Source organism: Streptomyces himastatinicus ATCC 53653 (genome assembly GCF_000158915.1).
Classification (GTDB): Bacteria; Actinomycetota; Actinomycetes; order Streptomycetales; family Streptomycetaceae; genus Streptomyces; species Streptomyces himastatinicus.
Map to the genome: position 1 here is coordinate 2,973,611 of NZ_GG657754.1, position 18,584 is coordinate 2,992,194.

Here is an 18,584-nt window from a genome sequence, read left to right on the forward strand (position 1 = left end):
CGCGCCCGGAACTCCCGGTGCCCGTCCGGCGTACCGGCCAGCACGGTGACGCCGTCCTCGTCCTGCCGCAATCCGGTCACCGCGTGACCGGAGCGCAGCGTGACGCCGACGCTCTCGGCCTTGCGCCGCAGGATCTCCACCAGCACCGGCTGCGGCACCCGCATCCTGCGCCGCCCCGGCTCGGACCGCCTGGACGCTTCGATCTTCTCCAGCCCGGCGAAGTGCTCACGCTGCGCCTTGGCGAGCGCGTCCGGCGCGCCGTCGGTCCGGGCGTCCATCTCCGCGTAACCGGCCATCGTCTCCCGCTCGGCCGCGAGCAGTTCGTCACGCAGCCCGAGCCGTTCCAGGGCCTCGATCGCCAGGGGCCCGATCGAGCCCGCCTTCAGGACGCGGTCCGGTTCGGTCCGCTGTTCCAGGACCACGGTCTCGATCCCGGCGAGGCCCAGGACACAGGCCGCCATCAGTCCCACCGGGCCCGCTCCCGCGACCACTACCGGAATGTACTCGTCATTCAGCCTGCTGCCGGCCATGTACGGAACCTCTCGACTCGGTGGGTGTCCCCCGGGGCTCGGCACGCCGCCACACGAGCACACGGTGGTGCGGCACGCCCCGGATGCGCGTGCTCGCGTAGAGCGTCAGCCGGTCACCGTCCAGTGCCGCCCGGCGCTCCTGTTCGGTGCCGATCCAGTCCGCCCGCGGGGTGATCTCGATCCGGTGGACGACGGTGGACTCGTCCGCGACGAGCCGCCAGGTGCCGCAGTAGCCCATGTAGGGCGCCGCGGGGGAGGGGCCCGCGCCGGTACCCGGGGCTCGCATCATGTGCACCGACACCCGGCCGTCGGACAGGTAGCTCAACTGCCCGCGGGGGGCCGGGGCCGAGCGGCCCCTCGCCCACCGCCGCGCCCCGACGCGTCGGTCTCGTGGAACGCGACCAGGTCCCAGGTGCCGACCAGGTCCCGGGCGGCGATCGCCGCGCCGGTCCCGGTCCCGGCCCTCGCGGTGCGGCCGTCAGGGCCCATCGAGGATCCCGACCACGCGGGTCCACCCCGCGCCCGCGCCCCCGACCGCCACCGGGAAGCACGCCACGGTGAAGCCGGTGGCGCCGGGCAGCGCACCGAGGTTGGCCACCTTCTCCAGTTGCAGGTACTCACGGGTGCGGCCGTAGATGTGGGCGGGCCACAGCACCGCGTTGTCACCGGTGCGCCGGTATTCCTCGATCATGGACTCCATCGGCCGGTCCAGACCCCAGGCGTCGATGCCGATGGCCCGGATGCCGGACTCCACCAGGAAGGCCGTCCCCTCGCCGGTGAGGCCCGGATACTTCGTCAGGTAGTCCGCGCTGCCCCACAGCGCGTCGGCTCCGGTCCACAGCATCACGATGTCGCCGGGCGCAAGCTGGTGGGGGATCGCGTCCAGTGCCTGCCGCAGATGCGCGACGGTGATGCCCTCGCCGGGGGGTACGTGCCGTACGTCCAGCCGTATCCCCGGGCCGTAACACCACTCCAGCGGCACCTCGTCGATGCTCTTCGCGGGACGGCCGCCGCTCATCGGACCGTAGTGCAGCGGGGCATCCATATGGGTGCCGGTGTGGGTGGTCAGGGTCACCGTCTCGTTGGAGATCGCCATCCCGTCCGGGAAGTCCTCCGGCGAGAGTCCGAGCACGGTGGCCCCGGTGCGGTGGTCCAGCAGGTCGACCGTGACATCGGTCGCCTCGCTCGGGGTGTCCCGGGTGACCACGCTCAGGTCGACGAGACGGGTCACGCCGACGCCCCCTCGACGGCCGTCTTCTCCGCCTGCTCCTTGACCGCGCCGAGGTCGGCCACGCTGTTGCGTTCCACGGCGGCCTTGATCATCTCGTCCGCCTCGGCGTAGGTGAACTTGCCCGCCACCTTCCCGTCCACGGGGTCGCGGGGCTTGAAGTCGTGGGTGAGGACGAGCTGGGTGGTCGTGTCGTCGATGGCCAGAGCACGCCACTCGCCGCCCATGTAGCCCATCATCGGGGCATTCTCCAGCTGCCGGTACGCGATCACCTTCCGCGTGCTGTCGATGTCGCGCCGCGACACCCAGGACTGGATCTCACCGTTGACGTCGACGGTGAGCCTGGCGATCTGGTGCTGCGGGGATTCCTCCAGCATGACCACCTCCTGCGTGGGCGGGAAGATGCGGGCATAGCCCTCCACGTCGACGAGGACCTTCCAGACCACCTCGGCTGGCGCGTCGACGGTCACGGTGTGTTCGGTGTGATGCATGGCATGTCCTTTCCCGAAGGTTGCGAGGGTGCCCGGGGCGCTCAGACCGAGCAGATCTTCGTGGTTCGCGTAGGCGGCCTCGTACGGCATCGCGGCCCGCCAGCGGGAGATGAACGCGTGGACGTGCGGGAGTTCGGAGAAGGTGCGCAGCGTCTCGAGGTCCTGGCAGGCGAATTGGGCGACGGCGTCGGCGGTCATGCCCCGGGCCGTCTCGTCCACCGCGAGCCGGTGGTGCGGGCCGTGACCGAAGTGGGAGATCAGCCCCGAGTCGAGCGCGATCTGCCGCAGTTCCGTGAAGAACTGCTCCTTCTGCCGCTCCGTCACCGACTCCGCGAACCGGTAGATGAGGGTATGGATGATCATATTCGTCTCCGTCGTGTGCCGGGGATGTCTCAGCGGTCGGCCGCGGTGCCGTCCCACACGCCGCGGGCGTACGCGATTCCGTGGTGTTCGAAGCGCACGGCCGCGTGGGACGCCGCGGCATGCGCATCGCGCCAGAACCGTTGCAATCGGTTCGTCTCCGCTTGCGCCGCGCTGCCCGCACTCTCGAACAGCCGGCTGACGACGGCCCTGGCGAGCTGGGCGGCGTGGCTCGTGTCGCGGGCGTTCCTGGTCGCGTGGCCGCGCGCCAGCTCGGGGTCGTCGGCCACGCGTGCCGCCCGTTCGACCAGCAGCCAGGCCGCGTCGGTCTCCGCGGCCGCCCGGGCGAACAGCAGCCGTGTGGTGTCGCTCTCCCGGGCCGGGCGGGTGCCGGTCCACGCCGTCCACTCGTCGAGCGCCCCGCGGGCGATGCCCGCGACGACGGCGGCGAACGGAAGCCCTGCCACGGAGAGCAGCGGGACCCGGTGGCAGGCGGCGGCCGGGGCCTCGCCCGAGCCCGTCGCCAGTTCGGTGCGCCGGTACGCGCGGTCGGCCGGTACGAACGCCTCCCGCACCGTCGCGGTATTGCTGCCGGTGCCGCGCATTCCGGCGGTGAACCAGGTGTCCCGGACGGTGAAGTCGGCTCGGGGCAGCGCCATGAACCACGGGTCCGCCGCCCCGGACGAGGGATCCGGCACGCAGAGCAGTACCCAGTCGGCGTGATCCACCGCGCTGAGGAAGCCCCACTCGCCGCTGAGCCGCCACCCCCCGCGGGCCGGGACCGCGGTACCGGCGGGTGCCAACGCGGCGGCGATGGGCCGGTCGGCACCGGTGCGCCACACCGCGGCCCGGCCGCCCTCGGGAAGGAACGCGGCCATGCGCCCGGACGTCGCGTAGATCAGTCCGCACCAGGCCGCCGAGGCGCATGCCTGGCTGGTCTCGTACAGGGCCCGGACCAGCTCCGAGAACGACCCCTCCGTACCGCCGTTGGCCGCCGGTACGAAGTAGCGGGCGAAGCCCGACTTCACCAGCTGCTCCGCCACTTCGGGAGACAGCACCCGGTTGGCGTCGGACGCGGCGGCGAATTCGGCCGCGACGGTGCTCAGTGTCCCGACATCCAGCAGCATCCATGCTCTCCTGTCGATTGGGGGCATCCGGGGGGGCGTCGTCCGGGTCCGGGCCTCAGGCCACGCTCACCACGTCCTCGTAGGGCAGCCGCGGCAGCCTCTGGCACCAGGGGTCCGGGCCGGGGAGCCCGATGTTGACGACCGCGATGGCGCACCGGCCGCCGTCCGGGAAGAAGGTCGCGTTGATTCCGGCCTCGTCGTACCCGACGATCGGGCCGGCGCACAGACCGGCCGCCCGGACGCCGATGATGAAATAGCCGAGCTGAAGCGTCGCGTTGAACACCGCGGACCGTTCCCGGACGGCGCGGTCCGCGTAGGTCTCCCGCGCCGCGGGCGCGTGCGGGAAGACGTCGGGAAGCCGGTCGTGGAAGTTCAGGTCTGCCGCCAGCAGGGCGATCAGCGGGGCCGCCTCGCTCTTCGCCCTGTTCGCCGGAGCGAGGTGCGCGACGAGCCGGCCGCGCGCGTCCGGGGACCGGAGCAGCACGATGCGCAGCGGCTGCTGGTTCATCGATGTCGGGGCGTACTTGACGAGTTCGTAGATGGCCCGCACCTGCTCGTCCCCGACCGGCGCGCCGGAAAACGAATTCGCGGTCCGGGCGCTCAGGAACAGCAGGTGACGCGCCTCCTGACCGAGCGCGAGGTGATCGAGGACGGTCTCGCTCACGGTCAGGAGGCTCCTGCCGACACAGCGCCGTTGACGGTCTCCAGCAGGGCGCGCGGCGTCTGCATCCCGGCCATGTCCTCGTCGGCGAGGTCGATCCCGTACTCCCGCTCGATGCAGGCGGCGGTCTCCAGGAGGGCCAGTGAGTCATAGCCGAGGTCTTCGAAGGAGCGGTCGATGATGTCGCCGTCGAGGTCGACACCGTCGTTGTCGCCCGCGCAGCTGACGAGGATGCGGCGCAGGTCGTCGAGGTTGAGAGGGGCCATGAAAAATATCCTGAGTGAGGACGACAGGGTGTCGTACGCGGTCAGTTCGGGTGCCTGCGCACCACGAGGGCGGAGTTGAACCCCCACCGCCCGCGGGCCAGGACGAGTGCGGTGTCGACGGGCCTCTCCCGGGCGTCGCCGAGGACGAGGTCCAGCTCGTACTCCTCGGGGACGTTCCGGGTGCCCGCGGTGGCGGGCACCACGTGGTCGCGGATGGCCAGGACGGCGGCGACCACGTCGGTGGGGCCGCCGCCCGCGTACATGCGGCCGGTCAGCGTCTTGGGGGCGGTGACCGGTACCGCGCGGGGGCCGAAGACGGCGGTGAGGGCGGCCGCTTCGGCACGGTCGAGTTCGGGTAGTCCGGAGGCGTCGGCGAACACCACGTCGACGTCGCCCGGTGCCGCTCCCGCATCGGCGAGGGCGAGTTCGACGGCGCGGCGCAGGCCCGGCGGGCGGTCGGAGCCGGGAGGCGGGTCGAAGGACGAGGCATGACCGGCGATCTCCGCGTAGATCTGCGGAGCGCCGCGCCGGTGTGCCCCTTCCGCGTCCTCCACGACGAGGAGCGCGCCGCCCTCCCCGGGGACGTATCCGCAGGCCGCCGCGTCGAACGGGAGGTAGGCACGTGCGGGGTCCGCTACGCGGCTGACCCGCCCGCCTGCCAGCTGCGAGGCCCAGCCCCAGGGGTCCAGGGCCGAATCGACACCACCGCTGAGGACGAGCGCGGTCCCCCGACGCACGGTCCGGCGGGCGTGGCCGAGGGCGTCCAGGCCGCCGGCCTGTTCGGCGACCAGCGCGGCGCTCGGCCCTCGCATGGCGTGGCGGATCGAGATCTGCCCGGTGTTGACGGCGTAGAACCAGGCGAAGGACTCATAGACGGAGACGAATTCGGGCCCCTGGGACCAAAGCTTCTGGAATTCACGGTGGGTGAATTCGAATCCGCCCAGGGCGTTGGCCGTCACCACGCCCATGGCGTAGTCGGGCAGGGTTTCCGGGGTGACGGCGGCATCGGCCAGGGCCCACTCCGCCGCCGCCAGGGCGTATCGCGTCGAGACATCTGTCTGCGGGAGAATCCGGCTGGGCAGGTGTGCGCCCGCGTCGAAGTCACGGATCTGGCCCGCGAGCCGGGCCGGGTATCCGGATGCGTCGAACCGGTCGAGCTCGGTGATTCCGCTGTCCCCGCCGAGCACCGAACTCCAGAACTCCTCGACGCCGAGGCCGATGGGAGACGCCACGGCCAGCCCGGTGATCACGGGATGGTCCGCCGGTGTCGTCCGGACGTTCATCTGGAAACCACCTCCGGACGGTGGAGCACCATGGCGCTCTGGAATCCACCGAAACCGCTGCCCACCGACAGTACGGTGTCGACCCGCTGTTCCCGCGCCGTGATCGGCGCATAGTCCAAATCGCATTCGGGGTCGGGGGTGTGGAGATTGGCGGTCGGCGGTACCACATGGTGCTCGATGGCGAGCGCCGAGGCGGCGATCTCGATGGAACCGATCGCGCCGAGCGAATGTCCGACCATGGACTTGATGGAGCTGACCGGGACGTCATACGCATGGTGTCCGAGGGCGCGTTTGAATGCCGCCGTCTCATGGCGGTCGTTCTGTTTGGTGCCCGAGCCGTGGGCGTTGATGTAGTCGATGGCCGTGGCATCGATGCGGGCCTCGTCGAGGGCGGCCCGAATGGCTTCCGCCATTTCCCGGCCGTCCTTCTTGAGACCGGTCATGTGATACGCGTTGCAGCGTGTCGCGAAGCCGCCGACTTCGGCGTACACATGCGCGCCGCGCTTCCTGGCGGCCCCGTACTCCTCCAGGACGAACATCGCGGCGCCCTCGGCAAGGACGAACCCGTTGCGCGATCCGTCGAAGGGGCGGGAGGCGGACGCGGGGTCGTCGTTACGCGGGGTGGTCGCCTTGATGGCATCGAAACAGGCGGCCACGATGGGGGTGACCGGAGCGTCCGCGGCGCCCGCGACCACCATGTCGGCGGCGCCTTCCCGGATGAGCTGCGCCCCGTGCCCGACGGCGTCCAGACCCGACGTACAGCCGTCGGAGATCATGGTCACCGGCCCCTCCGCACCGGCCGTCCAGGCGACCTCGGCGGGCATGACACCAGGGCTGAGGTAGTCGAACATGTGCGGGGAGAGATAGCCGGGGTCGGCCAGCCAGTGTGCGCCGGCGTCCGACATGACGAGGTATTCGTTCTCCAGGCTCGTGGCCGAGGCAACGGCGCTGCCCAGGACGGCCGCGACCCGGCGTGGGTCCGGCTCTCCGGGCATCAGTCCGCTGTCGGCGAGGGCGTCCCGGGCGCAGACGACGGCGAATTGCGTCGCCCGGTCCATCCTGCGGATCTCCCGCGGGCTCAGCCCCTCCGCCCCGGCGTCGAAGTCGACTTCCCCCGCCACCCGGGAGCGGAAGGGTGAGGCGTCGAAGAAGGTGATGCTCCTGGTGGCCGTGCGGCCGGCGGACAGCAGCTCCCAGAAGTCCTTGGTGCAGTGCCCGCCCGGTGCGCGCACACCGATCCCCGTGATGACGGCCCGGCGGTTCACCGCCGTCGTCCTGTCGTGCAAAGCATTCGTTGAGCTCCTTTCGACCGCAAGCCGAGATTGCCTGCCGACCCTCCGACGCCCGCCTTGAATGCCGGTCAAGTCTGAGCAGCGCCTCGGACAAGGAGGCGGGACGGGCCTGGCGGGCCACGCCGCGGCCGCGGCGTGGCCCGTCGAAGATCAGGCATCGGCGCCGCCGGGGTGTCGAGAAAGCTCTTCACAAAGTCCGGCCGAGTCGAAAAGCATTTGACCCCGCTGCGGCCGATCGACACTGCGCCAGAATCCGGCGCGACCGGATTTACCCCCTTGACACGGCCCGCCGAAATATTGCGTAAAGAAAGGTAAAGCATGCCCAAGTGCACGCAAAGTAACCATGGGCTTGCTTGACGGATACACATCACCGTGGGCCAGAATGTGGACGCCGTCTAAGGGTGCGAATCATGCGAACGGGGAGTCATGAAGTTCTCTGTCCTGGGGCCGATACACGTCTCTTTTGAACGGATGAACGTCAAACCACCGGCGCACAAGGTCAGACAGATCCTGGCACTTCTCCTGCTCAACGACTCTTATTTCGTTTCGATTTCTTCGCTCATTCGTGAGCTATGGCCCATCGAGCCGCCCAAGAGCGCCGTCACGACTGTCCAGACCTACATCGTGCAAATCCGGAAACTATTGGCCCGCGGGCTCGGCACCTCACCGGCCGAGGTGAGCAAGCGCCTTCTCCGGACGAGTGGAACCAGCTACGGGCTGAACATTCCGGAAGGCTCGCTGGACCTGCACGAGTACCGGAAATGGATCGCGATGGCCGAGGCGGCCGCCGCCAACGGAATGGACGCGGAGGCCGTGGACGCCTGGCGCCGCGCGGAATCGCTCTGGCGGGGCGAGGCGATCGCCGATGTGGAACACGGCCCGCTGCTGCGGGCGGAAGCCGCGTCCTTGCGCCAGTCGCAGCTTTCGGCGAAAGAACGCCGGCTCGACGCCCAGTTACGCTTAGGGCTGCACCATGTCTCACTCGCCGAGCTGGCGGGCCTGGTGGAGGCCCATCCGTTCGAGGAGGGCCTGCACGCGAAGTTCATGCTGGCCCAGTACCGCAGCGGGCACCGCGGCCGGGCCCTACAGGTCTACCACGACCTGCGCCGGGCCATGGTCAGGGAACTCGGGGTGGAGCCGTCCGCGTCGGTGCAAAGACTCCTACAGGAGATCCTCGCCAGTGACGGTTCACTGGAGTTGGCGCGATGACCCGACCTTCCCGGAAGGTCAGACCGTGACCCCGGCCGGGGCGACGACCCGTTTGACGATGTGCAAGATGGGTGCGACCTCGACGTACAGGACCCCCTCCATTTCGCCCACTTGGTGCGCGAGGTAGTCGAACAGGTGCGAGTTGTCGCGGCAGATGACCGAGGCCAGCAGATTCGCACCCCCGGTCGTCGCCGCGACGAACGACACCTCGGGATGGCGGGCCACCGCCTCGGCCACCGGCACCAGGCACTGCGGCCGCACCGCGAGCCACAGCAGCGCGAGGGCGTCGAAACCCAGGAGGTGATAGTCGACGTCGAGGTCGAAATAGAGCGCCCCGCAGGCGCGCAGATGTTCCAGTCGGCGCCGCACGGTGTTCTCGGCCGAGTCCGTCACCAGCGCGAGTTCCTGGAGGGGGGTGCGGCCGTCCTCGCCCAGCGCCTCGATCAACGCCTTGTCGCTGTCGGTGATCCTGAGGTCTTCCGCGCCGACGGGCTCCGGAAGCCCGGCGGTCAACTGCTTGATCTGCTCGTCGTCGAGATCGCTCTTCAGACCCGGCCAGAGTCTGCGCTCGCCCAGGAAGGTGTGCAGGACGTCGTACGCGGCGACCTGCCCCGCCTGAGGCGGCTCGCCGAGGTGACGCAGGAGCGCCTGCTGTTCGCCGCGGGCGTCGGTCGACCGGACCAGGCAGACGACCTCCAGCCCGCCGGACACCAGGCTCACCCACGAGGTCTCGGGCCGCTGGGCCAGCAGGGACGCGGTGCGCGACACCGCGACGGACCCGCCCTTCATCCGCACGAACCACTCGTACGTTCCCAGCAACCGGGCGTCGGAGCGGGCTATCACCCGCAGCGACACCTCTGTCTGTAATTTGCGGTAACGGCGTGCGACGGTCTGGTCCGACACGCCGAGCACCTTGGCCAGTCTGCTGAAGGAAACCCTGCCATCGATCTTCAGGGCATGGAGGAGGCGCCTCTCAAGATCATCCACTATGCAACGCTAACACCGTCCGTATGCCGTCCACCCGGCTGCCGATGATATGTCGGAAACAACACAACCGGCGGCGGTCCGGGCGGTGTCCGCGCGCGGTCAGGACGCGCCGAGTGTCGCGACCAGCACGGCCTTGATCGTGTGCATCCGGTTCTCCGCCTCGTCGAAGACGACCGAGTGCTCCGATTCGAAGACCTCCTCGGTGACCTCCAGCTCGGTCAGCCCGTGCCGCTCGTAGATCTCCCGGCCCACATCGGTGCCCAGGTCGTGGAAGGCCGGGAGGCAGTGCATGAACTTCACGGCGTCGTTGCCGGTGGCCCGCAGCACGTCCATCGTCACCGCGTACGGCCCCAGCAGGGCTATCCGCTCGTCCCACACCTCCTTGGGCTCCCCCATCGACACCCATACGTCGGTGGCGATGAAGTCCGCGCCGCGCACGCCCTCGGAGACGTCCTCGGTGAGCGTGATCCGGGCGCCGGAGGCCGCGGCCATCTGGCGGGCCAGCTCCACGATGGTGTTGTCCGGCCAGAGCAGCTTGGGCGCGACGATCCGCACGTCCATGCCCAGCAGGGCGCCGGTGACGAGGTAGGAGTTGCCCATGTTGTACCGGGCGTCGCCGAGGTAGGCGTAGGCGATCCGGTCCAGCGGCTTCTCGCTGTGCTCGGCCATGGTGAGGACGTCGGCGAGCATCTGGGTGGGGTGCCACTCGTCGGTGAGACCGTTGTAGACCGGCACCCCGGCGTGGGTGGCCAGCGCCTCGACGACGCCCTGGCCGTGTCCGCGGTACTCGATCGCGTCGTACATCCGGCCGAGCACCCGCGCCGTGTCCTTGACCGACTCCTTGTGGCCGATCTGCGAGCCGGTCGGGTCGAGGTACGTGGTCGAGCCGCCCTGGTCGGCGGCGGCGACCTCGAAGGCGCAGCGGGTGCGGGTGGAGGTCTTCTCGAAGATCAGGGCGATGTTCCTGCCCTGGAGCCGGCGCGTCTCGGTGCCCGCGCGCTTGGCCGCCTTCAGCTCGGCCGACAGGTCGACCAGGTGCCGGAACTCCTCTGCGGTGAAGTCCAGCTCCTTGAGGAAGTGGCGGCCGGTGAGGTCAATCGCCATGGGGTGGGCTCCTAGGTCGCGGCGGTCGAGCGGGTGTAGCGGGTCGGGCAGGTCGAACGGGGGCAAGCAAGGTCGAGCCCTGGAAGTATATACGAGACACTGTATATATACGGAGGCCCGGTGGTAACCCCTCCGTTACGACTGCACGGCGTCCCGCTCGACCGGGCAGCTCATGCAGCGCGGCCCACCCCGGCCGCGGCCCAGTTCACTGCCCGGGATGTCGATGACCTCGATGCCGCGCTTGCGCAGGAACGTGTTCGTCGTCGCGTTCCGCTCGTAGGCGACCACCACACCCGGCTCGACCGCGAGCACATTGCAGCCGTCGTCCCACTGCTCGCGCTCCGCCGCGTGCACGTCCTGGGTGGCGGTGAGCACCCGGATGGCGTCCAGGCCGAGGGCCGCTGCTATGGCCCGGTGCATATGCTCCGGCGGATGGTCGGTGACCTTCAGCTCCCGGCTGCCCGCGCCCGGCTCGATGGTGTACGAGCGGAGCATCCCGAGCCCCGCGTACTGGGTGAAGGTGTCCCCGTCGACCATCGTCATCACCGTGTCGAGGTGCATGAAGGCGCGCCCCTTGGGCATGTCGAGCGCCACGATCGTACGGGCGGAACCGGCCTCGAAGAGCCGGTGCGCCAGCATCTCCACCGCCTGCGGAGTGGTCCGCTCGCTCATCCCGATCAGCACCGCGCCCTTGCCGATCACCAGGACGTCGCCGCCCTCGATGGTCGAGGGATACGCGGCCTGCCCCTCCGACCAGACGTGGAAGTCCTCGTCGGCGAAGAGGGGGTGGTGGCGGTAGACGGCCTCGTAGTGCACCGTCTCGTGCCAGCGGGCGGGCCAGCGCATCGCGTTGATGGCCACCCCGTCGTACACCCAGGCGGAGGCATCCCGGGTGAACAGGTGGTTGGGCAGCGGGTTCACCAGGAAGTCGTCCGGCTCCATGGCGTGGAAGCGGATGGACACCGGCTCCGCGAACCGGGCCAGATACTCGCGCTTCGTCATACCGCCGATCAGCGCCTCCGTCAGCTCCGGGGCGGTCAGCTCGTCGAAGGCCGCGCGCAGCCGGTCGGTGGCCAGCGGGCCGTACTCCTTCTCGTCGAAGACCCGGTCCAGCACCAGGTCCCGCGCCTTGGGCAGGGCCAGGCTCTCGGCCAGCAGGTCGCCGAACAGATGGACCTCGACGCCCCGGTCGCGCAGCACGTCCGCGAATCCGTCGTGCTCCTGACGGGCCCGGCGCACCCACAGGACGTCGTCGAAGAGGAGCGCGTCCCGGTTGGTGGGGGTGAGCCGCTTCAGCTCCAAGTCGGGACGGTGCAGAATGACGCGGCGCAGCCGCCCGGCCTCCGAGTCCACATGGAATCCCATGATTCCCATCTTCGCCGCTTCGGGCCCGCTGCGGATGACCCGCGACACAAGTCGTGACCAAGGGCCCCTGTCCGGGCCACGGCCTGGCCGAGCAGTGCTGGGATCAGGCCGCGGCCAGGATGACGATCAGGACCAGGGCCACGGCCAGGAAACCCAGCAGGGCCGAGACCCACAGCTGACCGGGCTGAAGATCGATACGGCCGCCGTCCTCGGTGCCGCGGCGGCGGGCGGGCCACCGCACGGGCCGCCGGGCGCCGCGGGAGACGGCCTCCACTCGCTCCCGGCACTCCTCATGCTCCCGGCACTCCTCGGCCAGGCCCCCGAACAGCGCCTTCCAGCCCTTCTCCCCGAAGCCGGTGACCTGCCGGGTGGCGACGATACGGCGCACCACCTCGCGCCCCGCGCCGGCGCCCGCCGCCCACAGCCCGGGCAGCACGCACGCCATCAGCTCGGGGACGAGCGCCCCGGTCCGCGTACGGGCGCACCAGGCCCTCGTACAGCATCAGCGCGTTGCGCACCCGGAGGCGGCCGCTGCCGCCCGGCTGATCGAGGTAGAAGTGGGCGATCAGCACCTTCTCGCAGACCGCGTCGGCGAGCCGTGGCCCGCGCTCGGGCGCGCGGCGCACCAGCTCGACGACGACGCGGGTGGCCCGGTCGGCGGGCAGCCCCGCGTCGAGCGTGCTCAGCAGCAGCCCGTCGTCGGCCTCGCGCAGCGCCGCGGGCAGGGCGTCGCCGCCGTGGCGCAACGCCTCGCGCAGGGTGCGGAGGGTGCGTACGGCGCCCACCGGGGTGTTCTGTGGGGTCTGTGTGTTCGGCGTCTGCTCCGTGTCCCGCGTGCAGTCCGTGTCCTTCACCATCGACGTCCCTCTCCTCACAGCGCTTCCAGCACCTCCCGGATCCGGGTGGCCGCCCGTACGTCGAGCGGTTCGTCACCGTCGTGCGCCAGCCGGGGCAGGAAGCCGTACAACACCGCCAGCTGGCGGTCGTCGCGGGCGGCCCGCCGGATCCAGCCGACCAGCGCGTCCTCGGCCGCGGCCGCCGAGCGGGCCCAGGTCAGGGCGGCCCGCAGCAGTTCGGCGAACCGCGGTGCGCTGCCCGGGCGGGCGGCCAGCAGCGCGGTGGCCAGCGGCCAGGCGGCGTACGGCTCCAGCTCCGGCACCTCGCCGAGCCCCCACAGATGCGAGGTACGGGTGGTGACGGCGCGCAGCACCGTCAGCAGCGCGAGGTCCCGGCGCGGCCGCCGGGTGTCGTGCAGCCAGGCGGCAAGCGCGGCGAGCACGGCCTCCGGGTCCGTCCCGGCCAGCAGCCGCAGCACGCTGTACGAGGTGGTCCGGCCGTCGTCGGCGTACGCCAGCCGGGCCAGCTCCTCCAGGGACGCCCGGACCGAACCCGCCGCGAGGCCGTAGCCGTGGGCGAGGACCGCCGTCTCGCGCTCGCGTGCGTCGTCGCCGAGCGCCCAGCCGCGCAACAGGCCGTCCACGGCGGGCCGTACGCCCTCGTCGCGCGCCGCCTCGGCGAGCGCCGTGGCGGCCGCCATCCGCTGCACCGGGCTGTCGGCGCGGGCCAGCGGCAGCAGCAGTTCGACGAAGCCGTACAGATAGTCACGGGCGCAGAGCACGCCCGCGGCGACGGCCGCGCGCACCCACACCTGGGGGCGCGGGTCGTCGCACAGGGCGCGCAGCCAGCGGGCCATCGGGCCGCGGACGTTGTGGTGGCCGTCCCATGCCTCGTACAGCACCGCGGACGCCAGCCGCCGCCCCTGGAACCGGACGGCGCGGACCGGGACCGACGCCTCGCCCAGGTCCTCCACGCCGTCGCAGCACACCGCGCGCGCCGCGGCGAGCCCGGCCCCGGGGCGGACCGCGAACAGCGTGCGCCCGGGCGCGTACTGGGGGTCGACGGTGACGGCCAGCTCCCAGGTCAGCAGCTCGGCGGCCTCGGAGGTGAGGCTGTGCGCGGAGCCGTTGAAGACGGCGAGCGCGATCCGCAGCGCGGCCGTCCGCAGGGCGGGCAGCGCGGCGGGCAGGGTTCCGGGGCGGCCCGCGCCGTCGAACCACGCGCGGGCCTGCTCCGGGGCGAAGGCACGGCAGCGCTCCAGCAGCCCTTCGTGGGACAGCCGCCCCTCGGCGTGGGCGGCGAGGTGCCGGGCGAACCGGGCGGCCTCGCCGGGGCGCGGCTCGTCCAGGCCCAGGGCATCGGCCACATCGGGGCGGACGGCGGTGGCGCGGGCGAGGTCCAGCAGCTCGGCGGGCTTGTCCGCGAGCAGGTCGGACAGCTGGTGGTCCAGCACCTCGGCGGCGGGCGGGGGTTCGTACGGTACGGCGTGGCGGCGGGCGCTCAGCAGCCGGTCGGCGGCCGGGCCGCCCGCGACCAGGACGACGCCGAACGCCCCGCGCTCGGCGAAGCGGGCGCGCAGCCGGTCCAGGAGCGGCCCGGGGTCGGTCTCGTCGGCGGGCAGTTCGAGGAGATAGCCGTGACCGCGCTCGATCTGCGGTCCGGCGGGAAGGTCCTCGGCGGACAGGCCCGGGAGGTCGCCGGGCCCGAGTCGGATGACGAGCCCGCCCGCTGGTGCGGCGGGTTCGGCCGAGTCGGCGGTCCCGGCCGAGTCGGCTACTTCGGCGCACTCGGCGGCGCCCGCCGACCCGGCCCGTTCGGTCAGGTCCGCCGGTCCTCCGTGATCCGTCAGTTGGGCGAGGAGCGCGAGGCCCGTGCAGGCGCGGCCGGTGCCGGGTTCGCCGCACAGGGCGAGGAGGTGGGTGTGGCGCAGCCGCTCCCGCATCGCGGCGTGGCCGGGGGCGGGCCGGTGGACGCGGCGTATCAGCGCCAACTCCTCGCGGGCCACCGGCCCTTCGGGGAGCGGACGGTGCTCATCCGCGGCCCCGGGCGGACGCGGTGGGCAGTCGGTGAGGCGCAGATGGGCGCGCGCCTCGCGCGCCGTGCGGGCGCCGCCCGCCTCCCCCGCGCCGTCCAGCGGGCCACCCCTCGGGATGTCCAGCCGCCGCGGGCCCGGGTCCGCCGGGGTGTCGATGCCGTCCGGTCCGCTCATCGCCCGCCGTCCTTCATGCCGTGGTCCCCGTACGTACGTCCTCGGGGGTGGCATCCCTGGAGGGAGGTCCGAAGCGGGCGGCGGGACCTCTCCCTCGATCCGCCCCGCCGCCCTTCTCCGGTGCCAGGCGCTGGGCCGTGTGCACCCCCGTCGCACACGGTCCCGTTCACCTGTGCCACCACCAGGGTGGGCCAGGGGCGGGACGGGGGCTGTAGCCGTTTACACAGTCGCGCGCATTCGCGGAGCGTGCGCGCCCGCGCTCATTCGCAGGGGCGCGCCGGAATGTGCTCCCCGGTCGCGCGCCCCTCGGCCAGCAGTCGCAGCAGTCCGATGTCCCGCACCTCGAAGCGGCGCGAGGCGGTCCGTACGACGCCCTGGTCGCGCAGCAGCCGCAGCGCCTTGGCGACGGCCTCCCGGGTCGAGCCGACGGCGGCCGCGATGTCGTGCTGCGGCAGCGGCAGATCGACGGCGATGGCCCCGCCGGGACCGGGGTGGCCGGTGCGTTCGGCGATCTCGACCAGCCGGGCGGCCAGCCGCTGGAGCACCTTCTCGGAGGCGAGGGAGCGCCGTTCGCCGTCGGAACTGCGCAGCCGGGAACTGAACTGACGCATGATCAGCACGGTGGCGACCGGCCGCGCCGCCAGATAGGCGCGGAACCGGTCGCCGGAGACCACGACCGCCTCCATCCGGCCGAGCGCGGTGACGGTGGCACTGCGCGAGCCGTGGTCCACCGCGGCCTGGTCGCCGACGACTTCGCCCGCGCCGCGCAGCGCCAGGATCAGCCGCACCCCGCGCTCGGTCTCCACGGAGACGGTGGCCCAGCCGGAGACGATCGCGACGACGAAGGTGGTGCGGTCGTGTTCACGCAGGACGACCTCGGAGGGGCCGTACGTCCGCGGGCTGCCGAGCGCGAGCAGGGCACGCCGGTCGTCGGCGGGGAGCGCGTGCAGAAAGGGCCGACCGTCCTCGAAGAGACTCATCCGCCCTCCCGCTTCACTGGTGGCTCGTCAGGTTGCGGAGAACCGATGGGATGACGAGCACGCTAGGCAGGTGGCACGGGCACGTCAATGGGGCCGGACGGAACCGGTGTCCGCGGGCGGACCTGCGGCGGAATCCGCTCGAACACCCCTGCGGGCCCCGCGCCGGAGTCCGCTTCGCCGCGAGCACCGGAGTCCCCGCCGCCGCGCGTACGGGACTCCCCGCCGCCGCGAGCGCCGGAGTCCGCTTCGCCGCGCAGGGCCGTCGCCGCGAGCGCGGCGAGCCCCGCGGTCACCGCGGCGAAGACCCAGCCCCAGCGCAGCGCCTCCGGGTCCGGCCGGGCGGCACCACCCGTGATCGCGACCAGCGCCGCCACGCCCAGGGCCTGGCCGCCCTGCCGGGACATCATCAGCACGCCGGAGCCGACGGACAGCTGACGGGCAGGAAGCAGTCCGGCGGCGGCGAACATGACCGGCTGGTAGAGCCCGGCGCCGATCCCGGTGAGCACCAGCCCCGGCATGAACACCACGGCGTAGTGCCCACTGCCGCCGCCCGCGCACAGCAGCCACCACACCGGCCCGGCGGCGAAGCACAGCGCGCCGAGCGTGGCCGCGCGCCGCTCCCCCAGGACCCGTACGAGCCGTCCCGACACGATCGAGACCACCAGTACCGCCAGCGGCCAGGGCGTGATGGCCAGGCCCGCGCCGACCGTGGACCAGCCCCAGGCGCCGGTGAACAGAAGGGTCGAGGAGAGGAGCGACGCGGCGTAGGCGAGGAAATAGCTGAACAGGCCGAGGGTGGCCGCGGTGAAGGCGCGGGTCCGGAACAGCGCCGGGTCCACCACCGGGTCCGGGTGGCGGCGCATATGCGCGACCGCCGGCCCGCCCGTCGCCACGCCCCCGGCCAGGAAGCCGAGGGTGGCCGGTGCGCCGTACCCCCAGTCCGGGGCCTCGACGCAGGCGGTGGTCAGGGCGCCGGTGGCGAGGAGCACCAGCAGGGTGCCGAGCGGGTCGAGGCGGCGGCGCTCACCGCCCGCGGGTCCGGTGCGCGGCAGCAGCCGCAGCCCCGCCGCCCAGGCGGCCAGCACCACGGGCGCGTTGATCAGGAAGATCCACCGCCAGTCGGAGGCGGCGAGCAGCCCGCCCGCCACCGGTCCCGAACTGGCCGCGACCGCACTGACCGCCGTCCACACGCCGACCGCCGTCGGCCGCTCGCGCTCGGGGAAGGCGGGCAGCGCCAGTGCGAGGGAGGTCGGCACCAGAACGGCCGCCGCCACGCCCTGCACCACGCGCGCCGCGACGAGCGCGCCGAGCCCGGGGGCCGCCCCACAGGCGACCGACGCCAGCCCGAACAGCACCATGCCGGTCAGGAACGAGCGTCGGCCGCCGATCGCATCGGCCAGCCGTCCGGCCGGGATCAGCAGCGCCGCGAGCACGATGGTGTAAGCGTTGAGCACCCAGGACAGCTCGGCGGTGGTGGCCGAGCGGAAGTCCGCGCCGATCGCGGGAAAGGCGATATTGACCGCGATCATGTCGAGCACGGCGAGGAACTGGACCGCCGACGCGACCGCGAGGATCAGCCAACGCCCGGGGTCCGGGGGCGTGTCGGGAGTGGGCGCACCAGGAGTGGGCGTACCGGGAGCGGGCGCATCGGGAGCGGGCGCATCGGGAATGGGCGCACCACTCCCCGGCGGTTTCGTGGGAGGGATCGTCATGCCCATCCAGCATCGGCGGTGGGGCCCGCCACCACGAGTGGCAAGAGTGACAGCACGCGCTACATTCTTGCCATGCGCCATTCGATAGCCCTCGCCGTCACCGAAGGCATGCCGATCTTCGATCTGGCCATCCCCTGCCATGTCTTCGGCGCCGACCGTCCCGAACTGCCCGACGATTGGTACGACTTGCGGGTCTGCGCGATCGGCCCGGAGAGCGGGCGGGCCGGGGCCCCGGTGGCCACGCGCTCCTGGTTCGCCGCACACACCCCGTACGGGGCGGACGAACTGGTCAACGCCGACACGGTGATCGTCCCGGCCTCCGCCGACGTACGCGGCGACCCGCCAGGTGAGCTGATCGACGCCCTGCGCGAGGCCCACGGGCACGGCGCGCGCATCGTGTCGCTGTGCTCGGGGGCGTTCAGCCTCGCCGCGACCGGACTGCTCGACGGCCGGACGGCGGCCACCCACTGGATGTACGCGGCGCTGTTCGCCGAGCGCTATCCGGCCGTACGCCTCGACCCGTCGGTGCTGTACGTCGACCACGGCGACATCCTCACCGGGGCGGGCTCGACCGCGTGCATCGACGTATGCCTGCACCTGGTGCGCGAGGACTACGGCAGCGAGGCGGCGAACACCCTGGCGCGGCAGCTCGTGGCGCCCGCCCACCGGCCCGGCGGCCAGGCCCAGTACATCGAGACGCCGCTGCCCGAGCGCACCGACGATTCGCTCGCCCCGCTGCTGCACTGGGCCACCGAGCACCTCGCCGAACCGCTGACTCTGGCCGACCTCGCCCGCCGCGCCCACACCAGCCCGCGCACCCTGGCGCGGCGCTTCCACGCCGCCACGGGCACGACACCGCTGCGCTGGCTCCAGGGCCAGCGCATCGCGCGGGCCCGGGCGCTGCTGGAGGGCGGCGATCTGCCGGTGGAACGGATCGCGGAGC

At 72.1% G+C, this 18,584-nt stretch carries 19 protein-coding genes; 2 read left to right on the forward strand and 17 right to left on the reverse strand.

The genetic code is table 11. The features are described 5' to 3' along the window. From SSOG_RS11985 to SSOG_RS12025, 9 genes are all read right to left on the reverse strand, one after another. Nucleotides 1–530, reverse strand: a 530-nt coding sequence (locus SSOG_RS11985; protein ID WP_039937303.1) for an FAD-dependent oxidoreductase, incomplete at its 3' end; no start/stop codon positions are given. Beyond that, nucleotides 508–855: a lipocalin-like domain-containing protein gene (locus SSOG_RS11990; RefSeq protein WP_009714482.1), complete on the reverse strand. Its 348-nt coding sequence runs from the start codon at nucleotides 853–855 to the stop codon at nucleotides 508–510. The genes SSOG_RS11990 and SSOG_RS11985, both read right to left, overlap by 23 nt. Before the next feature lie 153 nt (nucleotides 856–1,008). Then, nucleotides 1,009–1,761, reverse strand: coding sequence for a cyclase family protein (locus tag SSOG_RS11995; protein ID WP_009714483.1), 753 nt, complete (start codon nucleotides 1,759–1,761; stop codon nucleotides 1,009–1,011). Beyond that, nucleotides 1,758–2,612 carry an aromatase/cyclase gene (locus SSOG_RS12000; RefSeq protein ID WP_039937304.1) on the reverse strand — a complete coding sequence of 285 codons (855 nt, stop codon included), beginning with the start codon at nucleotides 2,610–2,612 and terminating at the stop codon, nucleotides 1,758–1,760. The genes SSOG_RS11995 and SSOG_RS12000 overlap by 4 nt, the downstream gene beginning before the upstream one ends. Before the next feature lie 29 nt (nucleotides 2,613–2,641). Continuing rightward, nucleotides 2,642–3,736, reverse strand: coding sequence for an acyl-CoA dehydrogenase family protein (locus tag SSOG_RS12005; protein ID WP_039937305.1), 1,095 nt, complete (start codon nucleotides 3,734–3,736; stop codon nucleotides 2,642–2,644). Nucleotides 3,737–3,791: 55 nt separating this feature from the next. Then, nucleotides 3,792–4,400: a malonic semialdehyde reductase gene (locus SSOG_RS12010; protein WP_009714486.1), complete on the reverse strand. Its 609-nt coding sequence runs from the start codon at nucleotides 4,398–4,400 to the stop codon at nucleotides 3,792–3,794. A gap of 2 nt (nucleotides 4,401–4,402) precedes the next feature. Continuing rightward, nucleotides 4,403–4,663 carry an acyl carrier protein gene (locus tag SSOG_RS12015; RefSeq protein ID WP_009714487.1) on the reverse strand — a complete coding sequence of 87 codons (261 nt, stop codon included), beginning with the start codon at nucleotides 4,661–4,663 and terminating at the stop codon, nucleotides 4,403–4,405. A 41-nt stretch (nucleotides 4,664–4,704) separates the two neighbouring features. After that, nucleotides 4,705–5,946 (reverse strand): ketosynthase chain-length factor, encoded by a 1,242-nt coding sequence (locus SSOG_RS12020; protein ID WP_009714488.1) that lies wholly within the window; start codon nucleotides 5,944–5,946, stop codon nucleotides 4,705–4,707. After that, the gene (locus SSOG_RS12025; protein WP_009714489.1) at nucleotides 5,943–7,211 is read right to left on the reverse strand and encodes a beta-ketoacyl-[acyl-carrier-protein] synthase family protein; all 1,269 of its coding nucleotides are present in this window, start codon (nucleotides 7,209–7,211) and stop codon (nucleotides 5,943–5,945) included. The genes SSOG_RS12020 and SSOG_RS12025 overlap by 4 nt, the downstream gene beginning before the upstream one ends. Before the next feature lie 453 nt (nucleotides 7,212–7,664). On the opposite strand from SSOG_RS12025, the gene SSOG_RS12030 reads away from it, so the two are divergent. Beyond that, nucleotides 7,665–8,447, forward strand: a complete 783-nt coding sequence (locus SSOG_RS12030) for an AfsR/SARP family transcriptional regulator (protein WP_009714490.1) — start codon at nucleotides 7,665–7,667, stop codon at nucleotides 8,445–8,447. Nucleotides 8,448–8,465: 18 nt separating this feature from the next. Here the strand turns inward: SSOG_RS12030 and SSOG_RS12035 are convergent, their stop codons facing one another. The 8 genes from SSOG_RS12035 to SSOG_RS12065 form a co-directional block, all read right to left on the reverse strand. Next, complete coding sequence (locus tag SSOG_RS12035; RefSeq protein WP_009714491.1) at nucleotides 8,466–9,434, reverse strand: Lrp/AsnC family transcriptional regulator; 969 nt, start codon at nucleotides 9,432–9,434, stop codon at nucleotides 8,466–8,468. Between the two features lie 99 nt (nucleotides 9,435–9,533). Continuing rightward, nucleotides 9,534–10,538: an ornithine carbamoyltransferase gene (argF, locus tag SSOG_RS12040; protein ID WP_009714492.1), complete on the reverse strand. Its 1,005-nt coding sequence runs from the start codon at nucleotides 10,536–10,538 to the stop codon at nucleotides 9,534–9,536. A gap of 135 nt (nucleotides 10,539–10,673) precedes the next feature. Continuing rightward, on the reverse strand, nucleotides 10,674–11,903 hold the full coding sequence (locus tag SSOG_RS12045; protein WP_009714493.1) for an arginine deiminase: 1,230 nt from the start codon (nucleotides 11,901–11,903) through the stop codon (nucleotides 10,674–10,676). A 103-nt stretch (nucleotides 11,904–12,006) separates the two neighbouring features. After that, a complete protein-coding gene (locus tag SSOG_RS55900) occupies nucleotides 12,007–12,177 on the reverse strand; it encodes a hypothetical protein (RefSeq protein WP_245606281.1) in 171 nt (56 codons plus the stop codon). Between the two features lie 16 nt (nucleotides 12,178–12,193). Continuing rightward, nucleotides 12,194–12,760 (reverse strand): hypothetical protein, encoded by a 567-nt coding sequence (locus tag SSOG_RS12050; protein ID WP_078510290.1) that lies wholly within the window; start codon nucleotides 12,758–12,760, stop codon nucleotides 12,194–12,196. Nucleotides 12,761–12,774: 14 nt separating this feature from the next. Beyond that, nucleotides 12,775–14,949 carry a hypothetical protein gene (locus SSOG_RS12055; RefSeq protein ID WP_106516389.1) on the reverse strand — a complete coding sequence of 725 codons (2,175 nt, stop codon included), beginning with the start codon at nucleotides 14,947–14,949 and terminating at the stop codon, nucleotides 12,775–12,777. A gap of 260 nt (nucleotides 14,950–15,209) precedes the next feature. Further along, nucleotides 15,210–15,929, reverse strand: coding sequence for a Crp/Fnr family transcriptional regulator (locus tag SSOG_RS12060; RefSeq protein ID WP_009714497.1), 720 nt, complete (start codon nucleotides 15,927–15,929; stop codon nucleotides 15,210–15,212). Nucleotides 15,930–15,991: 62 nt separating this feature from the next. Continuing rightward, nucleotides 15,992–17,641, reverse strand: a complete 1,650-nt coding sequence (locus SSOG_RS12065) for an MFS transporter (protein ID WP_245606282.1) — start codon at nucleotides 17,639–17,641, stop codon at nucleotides 15,992–15,994. A 72-nt stretch (nucleotides 17,642–17,713) separates the two neighbouring features. Between SSOG_RS12065 and SSOG_RS12070 the strand changes: the two genes are divergently transcribed. Further along, nucleotides 17,714–18,584: GlxA family transcriptional regulator (locus tag SSOG_RS12070; RefSeq protein WP_009714499.1), on the forward strand; the 871-nt coding region annotated here is incomplete at its 3' end.